Genomic DNA, 14,628 nt, shown 5'->3' with positions numbered 1-14,628 from the left:
CGTTCACGACACACGCTGACCCAGGCCGCGCAGGCATTGCACGAACGTTTTCCTCTGTCACCCTCAGACTAACGGACCGCTCATGACCCAAACCTCGACGCTCAATTCGCTTCCTGCCTGGTCGGCGCTCCAGTCGCACTACGACTCCATTTCCGGCGAGCGCCTGCGCGACTGGTTCGCGCCGCAAAACGACAGCGCGCCCACGCGCGCCGAACGTCTGACGTTCGAAGGCGGCGGGCTCACCATCGACTTTTCCAAGAACCGCGTCACCGACGCCACGCTCAAGCTGCTGATCCAGCTCGCCGAGGAAGCCGGCGTGACGAAGAAGCGCGACGCGATGTTCAATGGCGATATCGTCAACGTCACCGAGCATCGCGCGGTCTTGCACACCGCCTTGCGCGCCCAGTCGCCGGATGCGCCCTTCCATGCGCAAGTGGAGGCCGAAAAGGCCAAGATGGCCGCCTTCGCCACCAAGGTCCGCGACGGCGCGTGGACCGGCTACACCGGCAAGCGCATCCGCCATGTGGTGAACATCGGCATCGGCGGCTCGGATCTCGGGCCGAAGATGGTCGTCCATGCGCTGCATCATCTCAGCTCGAAGGAGCTCGACACGCACTTCGTGTCCAACGTCGACGGCGCCGACATCTACAACGTGCTGCAACAGATCGACGCAGAGGAAACGCTCGCGATCATCGTCTCGAAAACCTTCACGACACTTGAGACGATGACCAACGCCCACTCGATGCGCGACTGGTTCCTCAAGTCCGGCTGCCCGGAAGACCAGTTGTCGAAACATTTTGTCGGCGTGTCGGCGAATCCGGCCGAAGTGGTCAAGTTCGGCATCGCGAAAGAGAACGTCTTCGAGATGTGGGACTGGGTGGGCGGGCGCTATTCGCTGTGGTCGGCGGTCGGCCTCTCGATCATGATCTCGGTCGGCCCGGACAACTTCGACGCGCTGCTGCAAGGCGCGGACACGATGGACCAGCATTTCCGCACCGCGCCGCTCAACGTGAACCTGCCGGTGCTGATGGGCATGATCGGCATCTGGTATCGCAACTTCTTCGGCTCGCAGAGCGATCTGATCGCGCCGTATTCAGAAGCGCTGCATTTCCTGCCTTCGTATCTGCAACAGCTGGAGATGGAGAGCAACGGCAAGTCGGCGCGTCTGGACGGCACGATGGTCGATTACCCCACCGCCGCCGTGATCTGGGGCGAGCCGGGCACGAACGGCCAGCACGCGTTCTTCCAGATGCTGCACCAGGGCCCGACAATCATCCCGATCGACTTCATCGCGGTGCTGACGCCGGAGCATCCGCTCGTCGATCATCACGCGAAGCTGCTGGCGAACTGTTTCGCGCAGAGCGAAGCGCTGATGCTCGGCCGCACGCTGGAGGAAGCGAAGAAGGTGGCGGGTCCGGGCAAGGAAGAACTGGCGACGCACCTGAGCTTCCCCGGCAACCGTCCGACCACCACCATCATGCTCGACGCGCTGACGCCGCAGACGCTCGGCGCGCTGATCGCGCTGTATGAACACAAGGTGCTGGTGCAAGGCGCCGTGTGGAACATCAACTCGTTCGATCAGTGGGGCGTGGAGCTCGGCAAGATTCTCGGCAAGGTAGTCGAGGCCGACATCACCGCGGCGAGTGCCGATCCGGCAAAGCACGATTCGTCGACGTCGGCGCTGATCGCGCGGGCGCGCAAGGCCTTGAAGCGCTGACGCTGTCTCGTTGCGATGGAGCCCGCGCGCCCTACGCGTCGCGGGCTTTTTTTATACGCCCGATCCGTTGACGATGCGTCCGGCTTCGATGGTCACAGTGGCGTCGCAACGCTCGGCGAGTTCCGCGTCATGCGTGACCAGCACGAGCGTCGCGCCATTGCGGCGGTTCATCTCGAACATCAGGTCGATGATCGCGTAGCCGGTGGCGGCGTCGAGGCTGCCGGTGGGTTCGTCGGCGAACAATACGGCAGGATGCGTGACGAACGCCCGCGCCAGCGCGACGCGTTGTTGTTCGCCGCCGGACAACAGTTTCGGATAATGTCCCATGCGTTGCGCGAGACCGACCTGATCGAGCAATGCGCGGGCGCGTGCGGCGATCTCATGGTGCGGCATCTCGGCGCGCAGTTCGAGCGGCAGCATCACGTTCTCGAGCGCGGTCAGATGCGGCATCAACTGGAACGACTGGAACACGAAGCCCACGGCCCCGCTGCGCAGCGCGGCGCGCTGGTCTTCATCGAGTGTGGAGAGCTCCTTGCCGAGCAGGCGAACCGAGCCCTCCGTCGCGCTGTCCAATCCCGCGAGCAGGCCGAGCAGCGTCGACTTGCCCGACCCCGACGCACCGACGATCGCCACGCTGCTGCCCTGCGCGATCGACAGGTTGATCTGATTCAGGATGGTCAGTTCGCCCGTTGCGTCCTTCACCCGCTTGTTCAATCCCCGAACTTCGATGACCGGCTCGATATTGTTTTGCATGGACACCCTGAAGAAAAACTTGCGCGGCACGCTTCCCGTGCTGGGCCTGATGATGGCGGTCTGCGTCACGGCGCACGCAGCAGATGCCCAGGCGGCGCCTCAACCCGCTCCTCCCGCACAGACACAGACCAGGCCCGCGATCGTCGTGCTGGGCGACAGCCTCTCCGCGGAATACGGCCTGCCGCGTGATACCGGCTGGGTCAATCTGCTGCGCGGCAAGCTCGCGCAAGAGCGCTTCGATTATAGCGTTGCGAATTCGAGCATCAGCGGCGACACCACGAGCGGCGGGCGCGCGCGTCTCACCGCCGTGCTTGCGCGGCTCAAGCCTGCCGTGGTGATTGTCGAACTGGGTGGCAACGATGCACTGCGCGGCGTGCCGCTCACGACGACCGAGGCGAATCTGCGCGGTATCGTCGATGCATCGCAGGCCGCGCATGCGAAGGTTTTACTCATCGGCATGTACGTTCCACCCAATTACGGCCCCGACTACACGCAAAAGTTCCACGCGGTCTACGAGCGCATCGCGAAGGAGAAGAAGGTGCCGCTCGTGCCGTTCCTGCTGGCGGGCCTAGCCGAAACGCCCTCGATGTTCCAGGCCGATCAGATCCATCCGACCGTGCAGGCCCAGCCTTTGCTACTGAACAACGTCTGGCCAACCTTGAAACCCTTGCTGGGCGCGGGCGCGTCGCATTAGGCGATACGCCGGCCGCACGGCTTGATCACATTGACGCGGAACCCGGCCACGATTCAGTCATCTGAAACTTTCGCGTAACTCTTATAACCCCGCTCGTACTGAGCGAGCGATCCGACAAGGAGGTCACGTGAAATTTATCCCTCTTCTCGCCCTGACCGTTGCAATCTCGGCCTGTGCCGCTCAACCGCCTGCCGGCGTGCAGCAAGTCGGCACGAGCCAGAAGGCGCCAAAGGCCGTGGCGCAATGCGTCGCCCAGAAGTGGGCCGACAAGTCGCAGCAGCAAGTCGTGTCGCAGGACACGCTGGCGAACGACCAGGCCGTCGATGTCTACGTTCCCGGCCAGCAGCCGCCGAACGGCGCCGCAGCCGTGGTTCGTCCGGCCTACACCGGTTCGGGCTCGTGGGTGGGCTTCCGCGCTTCGGGCGCGGCCGGCAGCGAGGCCAGCGGCGACGTGCAGGCTTGCCTGTAAGGTCGTGTCGAGGTCCTGCGCCCGCACGCTGGCAGTGCGCCGGGCGTGAATGAAAGAAAGCCCCGCTACTCTTCGGATAGCGGGGCTTTTTGCATCATGCGATCAACGGATCAGTTCGACGGATCCTGCGCCGTTGCGTGGCTCAGCTTGATCTTCGAACGCGCCTTCAGCGCATCCGTATAGGCTTCCATTTCCGCCTGCGCGTAGACCTGCGCGATCTGTTGCTGTGCGCCGGCGAGACGGTCCGCCGCGACCGTTGCGGGCTTCTCGACCGAGTTCACGCGATAGATGGCATAGCCGTCCGCACCGAGGTCGACGCCCACGTAAGCCGGCAGCTTCGCCGCATCCGCCTTGAAGATCGCGCTGAGCGCCGCGGGCGGCAACCCCTGTGCATCGTTGCGCGACACGGTGATCGGCGACGTGAAGCCGTCGGTCGACTTCGACTTCTGCAGGTCAGCAAGCTTCGTCTCGCCTTCCTTCTTCGCCATGGCAGCCGCCATCTCCGCGATGACCTGCTTGCGCACCTGGTCCTTCACGGCGTCGAACGCGGGCACGGCGGACGGCTTGTAGTCGGTCACGCGCGCGGCGATCATCGTGTTGTTGCCGACGTCGATGGCCTGCGTGTTGTTGCGCTCCTTCACCGCATCGGGTGCGAATACGGCGGCGAGGAACTTCGCGTTGTTGAGCGGGTTGTCCTGCGGCAACTGCGGATTCGGCTTCGGACCGACGGTCGCGGTCTGAATGGACAGCTTGTACTTGTCGGCGGCCGGCTGCAGCGACTTCGACTTCTCGTAGACGAGGTCCGTGAACCCTTGCGAGTCGTCGGCGAAACCCTTCGCGCCCTGTTGCGCCGCATAGTCCTTGGCGAGCGCGTCCTTCACTTCGTCGAACGGCTTCGTGACAGCGGGCTTCACGTCGGTGGCCTGGATGATGTGATAGCCAAAGTCCGACTCGACGATGTTGCTCACCTCGCCCTTTTTCAGGCTGAACGCGGCGTCGTCGAAGTCCTTGCCGCCCGCGATCTGGCCGCGTGCGAAGTAACCGAGATCGCCGCCCTTGCTGGCCGAGCCCGGATCTTCCGAATTCTTCTGGGCGATCTGCGCGAACTGGTCCGGATGCGCCTTCACCTGCGCGAGCAGCGCTTCGGCCTTCTGCTTGGCCTTGGCCTTGTCGGCGGCGCTGGCGTCCTTCGGTGCGTTGATCAGGATGTGGCTCGCGCGCACCTGCGCTTCCGTGCGGTAGCGCTGGATGTTGTCGTCGTAGTACTTCTTGAGGTCCGCGTCGCTCGGCTTCGAGGCCGCCGCGAGCGCGCCCGGCGACAGCACCAGATACTGGATCGTGGCCGTCTCGGGCGTGGCGAAGGCGTTGCGATGCGCGTCGTAGTATGCGGTGAGCTGGGCGTCGGTCGGCTGGATCTTCGCCGTGTAGTCGGCCGTGCGCAGCGACATGCCCTGCACCGCGCGCTTCTGCTCGGCAAGTTCGGTGAGGCTTTGCGCGAGCGACTTCGACGTGAACGAGGTCGATTGAATGCTGCCCGGGATCTGCTCGGTGGCAATGCTGTAGCGCATGCGCTCGTCGTATTGCGCGGGCGTCATGCCCTGCATGGCGAGCAACTGCTTGTAGCGCTCGACGTCGATGGTGCCATCCGGCTTGCGCAGTGACGAGATCACCGGGTCGGCGAGCAGTGCGCGGCGCACGGCGTCATCGGAGGCGGTCAGATGCAGGCGCTGGGTTTCGTCGGCGAGTGCGCGCTGCTGCACGAGACTGTCGACCATCGCGGCTCGGGCTTCGGGCGTGTCGAACATCTTGGCGTCGAACTGCGCACCGAGCATCGAACGGGCGCGGTCCACTTGCTGGCGGAAGGCATTATCGAATTCGGGACGGGTGATCTTGTGACCATTGACACTGGCGACCCAGGCGCTTTCGTCGAAGAAGTTGCTGAAACCCTGGATACCCACGATACCCAGACCGGGCACCACGATCAGGATCAGCAGGGCCATCATCAGGCGCTGGTGATTTCGGAAGAAGTCGAGCATGTAGCGCTGCGTTGTCGGAACAAAACGCTCGATATTACAACAGTGGCCGGGGAAAAGGCGAAAGGTGACGGGGAATTGGCCGCGCGAGGCTGGCGGCAATGATGATGAGGTCCGCAAGCGCCAGGCGAAACGGCCGATGAATCAGTGAGTTGAGCGTCTCTGTGACACACTCGCCCGCAGTGTTTCGGCGAAGCGTTGAGGACTAGAAAGGCACCGCATCAGAACGCATAAAACAAAAGTCCCGCAGGCCGTGAAGCGTGCGAGACTTTCGTTTGAATCTGGCGGAGCGGACGGGACTCGAACCCGCGACCCCCGGCGTGACAGGCCGGTATTCTAACCAACTGAACTACCGCTCCAGATACTACGTGCGGCGAGTTGAGTGTGTAATGTCATGCAGACCTGGTGGGTGCTGAGAGGCTCGAACTCCCGACCTACGCCTTGTAAGGGCGCCGCTCTACCAACTGAGCTAAGCACCCGGCCGATGACTTCTTCAACTTGCGCTGCGCTGGTTCAGTGACTCGTCATGCGAGACGCCGTATCCAGCGAGTCCGCTAGTTTAGCGCATCCTTCAGAGCTTTGCCAGGGCGAAATTTCGGTACCTTCGCGGCCTTGATCTTGATCTCGGCGCCCGTGCGCGGATTGCGTCCGGTGCGCGCCGTGCGCTTGCCGACCGCAAACGTGCCGAAGCCCACGAGTGTCACGGTGCCGCCCTTCGAGAGCGTCGCGCGCACGCCGCCGATGAGCGCATCCAGCGCGCGGCCGGCAGTGGCTTTGGAGATGTCGGCTTCCTGCGCAATGTGGTCGATCAGTTCCGTCTTGTTCATGATGATCCCCAAATCGTTGATGGCACGTTGTAGTGACAGTTGTAGTCAGCCGGATGGTGTCCGGATGCGGCGCTCATTAGACGCAGCCGAAAGCGCGGTGTCAACGAGGGCTGAGCCTGATTCAGCGGGCCTTTCGGGGAATTGGAGGCGCTTCACTAGACGGCGCGGGCAATAAAAAACCCGCGGGAAAATCCCGCGGGTTTCGAGTCCTGCCTTGAGCGATGCAGCGCCGATCACCTCGCGCCGCACTCCAGGACAGAGGCTTAGTGCTTCACGAACTCGCCTGCTGCCGGCGCATCCTTCTGCTGTTCGGCAGCGACGGGTGCAGCAGCCTTCGCCTCTTCTTCGGGCAGCGCTTCCGGCGTGCGTTCGAGCGCCAGTTCCAGCACGCGGTCGATCCAGCGCACCGGCACGATCTCGATGGCGTTCTTCACGTTGTCGGGGATGTCGGCCAGATCCTTGGTGTTCTCTTCCGGGATCAGCACGAGCTTGATGCCGCCGCGATGCGCCGCCAGCAGCTTCTCCTTCAACCCGCCAATCGGCAGCACTTCGCCGCGCAGCGTGATTTCGCCCGTCATCGCGACATCCGCGCGAACCGGAATACCGGTCAGCACCGACACCAGCGCCGTGGTCATCGCGATACCGGCGGACGGACCGTCCTTCGGCGTCGCGCCTTCGGGCACGTGGATGTGGATGTCCTTCTTCTCAAACGACTCGTCCGTGATGCCGAGACGACGCGAACGCGAACGCACGACCGAGCGCGCCGCTTCCACCGATTCCTTCATCACGTCGCCGAGCGAACCGGTGCGGATCACGCCGCCCTTGCCGGGCATCACGGCCGCTTCGATAGTCAGCAGATCGCCGCCCACTTCCGTCCACGCGAGACCCGTGACCTGACCGGTCTGGTTTTCCTTCGCGGCCAAACCGAAGTCGTACTTGCGCACGCCGAGGAAGGTATCGAGATTGGAGCCGTCGACCTTCACGGCGCCCTCGGCCTTCTTGAGCAGCAGCATCTTCACGACCTTGCGGCAGATCTTCGACACTTCACGCTCGAGCGAACGCACGCCCGCTTCACGCGTGTAGTAGCGGATGATGTCGCGGATAGCCTGCTCCGTGACTTCGATCTCACCTTCCTTCAGGCCGTTGTTGCGCTTCTGCTTCGGCAGCAGGTAACGCTGCGCGATGCTGACCTTCTCGTCTTCCGTGTAACCCGACAGACGGATGACTTCCATCCGGTCGAGCAGCGGCGGCGGGATGTTCAGCGAGTTCGAGGTGGCGACGAACATCACGTCGGACAGGTCGAAGTCCACTTCGATGTAGTGGTCCGCGAACGTGTGATTCTGTTCCGGGTCGAGCACTTCGAGCAGCGCGGAGGCCGGATCGCCGCGGAAATCCATGCCCATCTTGTCGACTTCGTCGAGCAGGAAGAGCGGATTGCGCACGCCGACCTTGGTCAGGCTCTGCAGGATCTTGCCGGGCATCGAACCGATATAGGTGCGGCGGTGACCGCGAATCTCGGATTCGTCATGCACGCCGCCCAGCGCCATGCGCACGAACTTGCGGTTCGTGGCGCGGGCAATGGACTGCCCGAGCGAGGTCTTGCCGACGCCCGGAGGCCCGACGAGACACAGGATGGGCGCCTTCACCTTCTCGACGCGTTGCTGGACCGCGAGATACTCGAGAATGCGTTCCTTGACCTTTTCGAGGCCGAAGTGATCTTCGTCGAGCACGCGCTCGGCGTTGGTCAGGTCGTTGTTGACCTTGCTCTTCTTGCGCCACGGCAGGCCGATCAGCGTGTCGATGTAGTTGCGCACGACGGTCGCTTCCGCGGACATGGGCGACATCAGCTTGAGCTTTTTCAGCTCGGCGTCGGCCTTCTTCTTGGCTTCCTTCGGCATGCGCGCGGCGGTGATGCGCTTCTCGAGTTCCTCGAGATCCGCGCCCTCTTCGCCTTCGCCCAGTTCCTTCTGGATGGCCTTGACCTGCTCGTTCAGGTAATACTCGCGCTGGCTCTTTTCCATCTGGCGCTTGACGCGGCCACGGATGCGCTTTTCGACCTGGAGGATGTCGATTTCGGCTTCGAGTTGCGCGAGCAGATGCTCGAGCCGCTCGATGACCGGGAACATCTCGAGGATGTGCTGCTTCTGGTCGAGCTTGAGCGGCAGATGCGCCGCGATGGTGTCCGCCAGACGACCCGCTTCGTCGATGCCCGACAGCGACGTCAGGATCTCCGGCGGAATCTTCTTGTTGAGCTTCACGTATTGATCGAACTGCGACACGATCGCGCGGCGCAGCGCTTCGGTTTCTGCGCTGTCGGCGTGATCGGGTTCGAGCGGCATCACGTCGCAGGAAAACTGCGTTTCCTGTTCTTCGATCGTGAGCGTCTTCGCGCGCTGCAGGCCTTCGACGAGCACTTTCACGGTGCCGTCAGGCAGCTTCAGCATTTGCAGGATGTTGGCGATACATCCCACTTCATACATGTCTTTTTCGGTCGGCTCGTCCTTCGCCGCCGTCTTCTGGGCGACCAGCATGATGTGCTTGCCACCTTCCATCGCGGCTTCGAGGGCCTTGATCGACTTGGGTCGCCCGACGAAGAGCGGAATCACCATATGCGGGAAAACGACTACGTCGCGCAGCGGGAGCAGCGGCAGCGTAATGCGTTCCTGCGGGAGGAGTTGGGTTCCTGACATTTCATTTCCCCATGAGTGGAATCAGTTCAGTCGTAAGTAAGGCCGTTCAGAGCTATTGCAAGCCTTTATCGGAAGGGAAAAGTCGGTAGTCAAAGATCGCGTCAGTCACGTCCACACAATAAACCGAAAAAAATAAAAGGCCGTTCACGTTGCCATGAACGGCCTCTCGCCGAGCCACAGCCTGCTTCAGTTGGAACCCGCCACCTTGGGCGCATCTTCATAGATGAGCAGGGGCTTGCCGTCGCCGTCGATGGTGTTGTCGTCGAGGATCACCTTCGAGACGCCCTTCATGGTCGGCAGTTCGTACATCACGTCGAGCAACGCTTGTTCCAGAATGGAACGCAGCCCGCGCGCGCCCGTCTTGCGACGGATGGCCTTCTGCGCGATGGCCTGCAGCGCCGCCGGACGGATCTCGAGTTCCACGCGTTCCATGGCGAACAGCTTGTGATATTGCTTCACGAGCGCGTTCTTCGGCTCGATCAGGATTTTCACGAGCGCGGCTTCGTCGAGCTTGCCGAGCGTGGCGACCACCGGCAGGCGGCCGATCAGTTCGGGAATCAGACCGAACTTGATCAGATCCTCGGGTTCCACGTCACGCAGCACTTCGCCCGCGTCGCGGTCCTGCTTGCTCTTCACGCTGGCTGCGAAACCGATGCCGGTCTTCTCGGTGCGGTCGGTGATGACCTTTTCGAGGCCGTCGAACGCGCCGCCGCAGATGAACAGGATGTTGGTCGTGTCGACCTGGATGAAGTCCTGGTTCGGATGCTTGCGTCCGCCTTGCGGCGGCACCGACGCCATCGTGCCTTCGACCAGCTTGAGCAGCGCCTGCTGGACGCCTTCGCCCGACACGTCGCGCGTGATGGACGGGTTGTCCGACTTGCGGCTGATCTTGTCGATTTCGTCGATATAGACGATGCCGCGCTGCGCCTTGTCGACTTCGTAGTTGCAGTTTTGCAGCAGCTTCTGAATGATGTTCTCGACGTCCTCGCCGACATAGCCGGCTTCGGTCAGCGTCGTGGCATCCGCGATGACGAACGGCACGTTCAGCATGCGCGCCAGCGTCTGCGCGAGCAGCGTCTTGCCGGAGCCGGTCGGCCCGATCAGCAGGATGTTGCTCTTGGACAGCTCGATGTCGTCCTTCTTGTCCAGATGCTTGAGCCGCTTGTAGTGGTTGTACACCGCGACCGCGAGAATCTTCTTCGCGCGTTCCTGGCCAATCACGTACTGGTTGAGGATGTCGCTGATTTCCTGCGGGCTCGGCAGGTCGGACTTGGTCAGTCCGGCTTCTTCCGCCGCACCGGCCGCTTCGTCGCGAATGATCTCGTTGCAGAGGTCGATACATTCATCGCAGATGAACACCGACGGGCCCGCGATGAGCTTCTTCACCTCATGCTGACTCTTTCCGCAGAACGAGCAATAGAGCAGCTTTTCGCTACTGGAACCTTTCTTGTCCGCCATAAATGTGTACGCCTCCGGACACGCTTGTTACATGATACGCCCTTCAATCTGGCCACGCAGATTCGCACCCGCGCGGCCTGGTTGAAGCGCTGTGTGGCGCGGCGCCGCTTCGTGCGCCCTCAAGTCTGCTTAGGGACGCTTGTGCAACACCTGATCGACGAGGCCATAAGCCTGCGCGTCATCGCCCGACATGAAGTTGTCGCGGTCGGTGTCGCGCGCAATGCGCTCGACCGGCTGACCGGTGTGATGCGACAACAGCTGGTTCAGACGTTCCTTCAGGTACAGGATTTCGCGCGCCTGGATCTCGATGTCCGATGCCTGGCCACGTGCGCCGCCGAGCGGCTGGTGGATCATCACGCGGGCGTTCGGCAGCGCGACGCGCTTGCCCTTCGCGCCTGCGGCCAGCAGGAACGCACCCATGCTGGCGGCGAGACCCATGCACAGCGTGGAGACGTCCGGCTTGACGAACTGCATCGTGTCGTAGATCGCCATGCCGGCCGATACCGAGCCACCCGGGCTGTTGATGTACAGGCTGATGTCCTTGTCGGGATTCTCGCTTTCGAGGAACAGCAACTGTGCCACGACGAGATTCGCCGACTGGTCGTTCACTTCTCCGACCAGGAACACCACGCGCTCCTTGAGAAGACGCGAATAAATGTCGTAGGCACGCTCGCCGCGGCCGCTCGTTTCGACGACCATCGGAACGAGGCCGAGCGCCTGGGCTTCGAAGTCCCGTGGTGCGTGGGATGCCAGCGTGTCGAGCAATTCAGCGCGAAAGGTCATGCAATTTCCTTGTTCGGAATAGGGATACTGGATGACAAAGGAACATCACTAGAACGGCCTGGAAATGCCCAAACTTTAATGCAAAAAAGGCGTGAGAGCCGTGAACCCACGACTCGCACGCCCCTTGCCACCGCGCGTCAGGCTTGCGCCGTTGCGCTGGCCAGTTCCTCGAAGCTGACTTCCTTGTCGGTCACCTTGGCCTTGCCGAGGACGAAATCGACGACGTTGCTCTCAACGACGAACGCTTCCATTTCGGCGAGGCGCTGCTGGTTCGAATAATACCAGCGGACGACTTCCTTCGGGTCTTCGTAGCTTTTGGCGAACTCGTCCACTTCAGCGCGGATCTGCTCGGGCTTCGCCTGCAGCTCGTTGGCCTTCACCAGTTCGGCCAGCACCAGGCCCAGCTTGACGCGGCGCTCGGCTTGCTCGGCGAACATTTCGGCCGGGATCGGCGCGTCCGCGGCGTTCGGCACGCCACGTTGCTGCAGGTCCTGACGGGCCATTTCGACCAGACGCTGCTGATCCTGCTCGATCAGCGCCTTCGGCACGTCGAGTTCGGAAATCTTGAGCAGCGCGTCCATGACCTGGTTCTTCACGATCTGCTGCGTGCGGCGCTTGGCTTCGCGCTCCAGGTTGTCCTTGATCTCGCCGCGCATCTTCGTCAGGTCACCGTCTTCGATACCCAGCGACTTCGCGAAATCCGCGTTGATTTCCGGCAGATGCGGCCATTCGATCTTCTTGATCGTGACGGTGAATTGCGCCGTCTTGCCCGCCACGTCCTTGCCGTGGTAGTCCTCGGGGAACTTGAGGTCGAAGTCCTTCGACTCGCCCACCTTCAGCCCCGTGGCAGCCTGTTCGAACTCCGGCAGCATGCGGCCTTCGCCCAGCACGAACGCGAAGTCCTGCGCGCTGCCGCCTTCGAATGCGACGCCGTCGAGCTTGCCGACGAAGTCCAGCGTCACGCGGTCGCCTTCCTTGGCGGCCGTGTCACCGCCGCCGTCGCCATGCTCGCCGGCTTCGCCGCGTGCGTGGAAGTGCACGCGCTGCTTGCGCAGGATGTCCAGCGTGCGGTCCACTTCGGCTTCGGAAATGGTGGTGACCGTGCGTTCGATTTCAGCGTCGGCGACGTCGCCCAGTTTCACGTCCGGATAGACCTCGAAGGTGGCGTCGAACGCGTAGGCGTCGGCGGCGTCTTCGACCTTCGGCGCGAAGCTCGGCTGGCCTGCGACGCGCAGGTTTTCCGCGCGGGTGACATCGAAGAATTCCTTGCCGACCTTGTCGCTCAGCACTTCAGCTTCCACTTGGCCGGCGTACTGCTGGGTCACCATCTTGAGCGGCACCTTGCCCGGGCGGAAACCCGGCATGCGCACGTTCTTGGCCAACTGGCGGATTCGCGAATCCACTTCCTTCTGCACTGTCTCTTTCGGCAGGGAAATCGTCACGCGGCGTTCGAGCTTGCCGAGGTTCTCAACTACGTTAGCCATGGCTGAAATCGTCCTAAAGTGAAACGTCAATTCGGTGTTCGGTTCTTCCGCGGTTCTAAAGGCGCGGGTCCGGATGCGGGCTCTGGCCGGATCTGTTCCCAGAATCCGGCTGCTGCCGCCGGCCGGGATCGGTGACCGGCACCGCGGCGCGCATTGCAGCGCATTGAATGCGTCGTGAGCGTCTCGCCGAGTGCCGGGCCGTCGCCCGACACGGTGTCAGCCAACAGAGCCCAGTAGTTTAGCAAACAAATCAGACCGCTCTGTCCGACGCATCCGCGCAGCGCCCGTGACGTCCCTGCACGGCTCGAAAAACGCCTCGTTTGCGCCTGAATTCGGCGTAATTCCGCGTTTTCCCGGCTTCGCCGCGCGCGCAGAATCCCCGTTATCCGCACGCGGCTATTTTGCGCGGCGCGCCACGCTGATAAGCTTGCCTGCGCACGATTCACGCGATCAATCGGCACCTTGCGCAATCCATGACCGAAAGGCATGAGTCGCATGCAATAAATGAATGGCCGATGACGCCTTGCACGTGCGTTCGTACACTTTCAAACCAGAACATTCGAGACACCATGTCCAACGTCATGTCCGCTCCAGTCGTCGTCATCGCTCCCGATTCGTTCAAGGGCTCGCTTTCCGCGGAAGGCGTCGCGGACGCGATCGCCGAGGGCATCCGGCGCGCGCGGCCGGACGCCGAGATCCGCATCCGTCCGATGGCCGACGGCGGCGAAGGCACCCTCGACGCAATGCTGGCCGCCGGCGGCGAGCGCCGCCTGCTCAACGTGCGCGGCGCGGCGGCGGCACGGCGCGACGCCGCGACCGGTCTGCTCGCCGACGGCGGCGCGATCATCGAGACGGCCGAAGTGGTCGGCATCACCGATCCGGACGGCATGGCGGTGCCCGTCACCGAGCGCAGCACGCTCGGCATGGGCGAGGCGATCCGCGCGCTGCTCGACTCGGGCGCCCGCACCTTCTACGTCGCGCTGGGCGGCAGCAGCACCAACGACGGCGGCGCGGGCCTGCTCGTCGGCCTCGGGCTCAGATTGCTCGATGCCGGCGGCAACGAACTCGAGCCGGTGCCTTCCGCGCTGGCGAAGATCGCGCGCATCGATGCGTCGGGGCTCGATCCGCGTGTGAAGGAGGCGCAGTTCATCGGCATGTCGGACGTGGACAATCCGCTCACCGGCGAGCACGGCGCCACCGCGATCTTCGGTCCGCAGAAAGGCGTGACGCCGGAACAGATCGCCCCGGTCGACGCCGCGCTCGGTCATTTCGCGGATCTGCTGGAACCGGCGCTGGGCGTCGTGAAGCGCGACGCGCCCGGTGCGGGCGCCGCGGGCGGGTTGGGTTTCGCGCTGCATATGCTGGGCGCGCGCTTCGAAACGGGCGCGGAAGTGGTGGCGCGCGAGATCGCACTCGACGACGCCCTCGCCGGCGCAAACTGGCTCATCACCGGCGAAGGCCGTTCGGATGTGCAGACGCTGCACGGCAAGGCGCCGTTCATCGCCTGCAAGCACGCGCGGGCGGCGAGCGTGCCGGCGTCGCTGCTGTCGGGCGCGGTGGATTCGGCGGCGCTGCCGCGTTTGTCGGAGTTCTTCGAGGGATGCTTTTCGCCCGCGCCCGGCCCCATCACGCTCGACACCGCCATCCGCGACGCCGCGCGGCTGCTCGCCAACGAAGCCGAGCAGCTCACGCGGCTGAAGTTTGGTTCGCGCTGATTCGC

The 14,628-nt window shown here is 63.2% G+C and carries 11 protein-coding genes and 2 tRNA genes; 4 read left to right on the top strand and 9 right to left on the bottom strand.

Features of this window, described 5'->3' with window-relative positions; translation table 11 throughout:
* The first annotated feature begins 82 nt into the window (after nucleotides 1-82).
* Complete coding sequence (pgi, locus tag QCE64_RS06475) at nucleotides 83-1,717, top strand: glucose-6-phosphate isomerase (protein WP_310003121.1); 1,635 nt, start codon at nucleotides 83-85, stop codon at nucleotides 1,715-1,717.
* Nucleotides 1,718-1,768: 51 nt separating this feature from the next.
* Here pgi and QCE64_RS06470 read toward each other — a convergent pair whose 3' ends face one another.
* Complete coding sequence (locus tag QCE64_RS06470) at nucleotides 1,769-2,470, bottom strand: ABC transporter ATP-binding protein (RefSeq protein WP_309929982.1); 702 nt, start codon at nucleotides 2,468-2,470, stop codon at nucleotides 1,769-1,771.
* Between QCE64_RS06470 and QCE64_RS06465 the strand changes: the two genes are divergently transcribed.
* Nucleotides 2,469-3,164 (top strand): arylesterase, encoded by a 696-nt coding sequence (locus tag QCE64_RS06465; protein WP_310003119.1) that lies wholly within the window; start codon nucleotides 2,469-2,471, stop codon nucleotides 3,162-3,164. The genes QCE64_RS06470 and QCE64_RS06465 overlap by 2 nt on opposite strands.
* A 127-nt stretch (nucleotides 3,165-3,291) precedes the next feature.
* Nucleotides 3,292-3,633 carry a hypothetical protein gene (locus QCE64_RS06460; RefSeq protein ID WP_309808232.1) on the top strand — a complete coding sequence of 114 codons (342 nt, stop codon included), beginning with the start codon at nucleotides 3,292-3,294 and terminating at the stop codon, nucleotides 3,631-3,633.
* A gap of 110 nt (nucleotides 3,634-3,743) precedes the next feature.
* Here the strand turns inward: QCE64_RS06460 and QCE64_RS06455 are convergent, their stop codons facing one another.
* The 8 genes from QCE64_RS06455 to tig form a co-directional block, all read right to left on the bottom strand.
* On the bottom strand, nucleotides 3,744-5,669 hold the full coding sequence (locus tag QCE64_RS06455; protein ID WP_310003117.1) for a SurA N-terminal domain-containing protein: 1,926 nt from the start codon (nucleotides 5,667-5,669) through the stop codon (nucleotides 3,744-3,746).
* A 279-nt stretch (nucleotides 5,670-5,948) separates the two neighbouring features.
* Nucleotides 5,949-6,025 (bottom strand) — tRNA-Asp (locus tag QCE64_RS06450).
* A 44-nt stretch (nucleotides 6,026-6,069) separates the two neighbouring features.
* A tRNA-Val gene (locus QCE64_RS06445) sits at nucleotides 6,070-6,145 on the bottom strand.
* Nucleotides 6,146-6,220: 75 nt separating this feature from the next.
* Nucleotides 6,221-6,493, bottom strand: a complete 273-nt coding sequence (locus QCE64_RS06440; protein WP_309808230.1) for an HU family DNA-binding protein — start codon at nucleotides 6,491-6,493, stop codon at nucleotides 6,221-6,223.
* A 263-nt stretch (nucleotides 6,494-6,756) separates the two neighbouring features.
* Nucleotides 6,757-9,183 carry an endopeptidase La gene (lon, locus tag QCE64_RS06435; RefSeq protein ID WP_309915993.1) on the bottom strand — a complete coding sequence of 809 codons (2,427 nt, stop codon included), beginning with the start codon at nucleotides 9,181-9,183 and terminating at the stop codon, nucleotides 6,757-6,759.
* A gap of 186 nt (nucleotides 9,184-9,369) precedes the next feature.
* On the bottom strand, nucleotides 9,370-10,641 hold the full coding sequence (gene clpX, locus QCE64_RS06430) for an ATP-dependent Clp protease ATP-binding subunit ClpX (RefSeq protein WP_309808228.1): 1,272 nt from the start codon (nucleotides 10,639-10,641) through the stop codon (nucleotides 9,370-9,372).
* 129 nt (nucleotides 10,642-10,770) lie between these two features.
* Entirely contained in the window at nucleotides 10,771-11,424 is a 654-nt protein-coding gene (gene clpP, locus QCE64_RS06425) for an ATP-dependent Clp endopeptidase proteolytic subunit ClpP (protein WP_008349755.1), read from the bottom strand.
* Between the two features lie 137 nt (nucleotides 11,425-11,561).
* On the bottom strand, nucleotides 11,562-12,908 hold the full coding sequence (gene tig, locus QCE64_RS06420; RefSeq protein WP_309808227.1) for a trigger factor: 1,347 nt from the start codon (nucleotides 12,906-12,908) through the stop codon (nucleotides 11,562-11,564).
* Nucleotides 12,909-13,477: 569 nt separating this feature from the next.
* On the opposite strand from tig, the gene QCE64_RS06415 reads away from it, so the two are divergent.
* Complete coding sequence (locus QCE64_RS06415; RefSeq protein WP_309915990.1) at nucleotides 13,478-14,623, top strand: glycerate kinase; 1,146 nt, start codon at nucleotides 13,478-13,480, stop codon at nucleotides 14,621-14,623.
* The last annotated feature ends 5 nt before the right edge of the window (nucleotides 14,624-14,628 follow it).

The sequence above is a fragment of the Caballeronia sp. LZ043 genome, from assembly GCF_031451075.1.
GTDB lineage: Bacteria > Pseudomonadota > Gammaproteobacteria > Burkholderiales > Burkholderiaceae > Caballeronia.
Note: the sequence above shows the minus strand (reverse complement) of the source record. Positions and strands in the feature narration are given on the sequence as shown.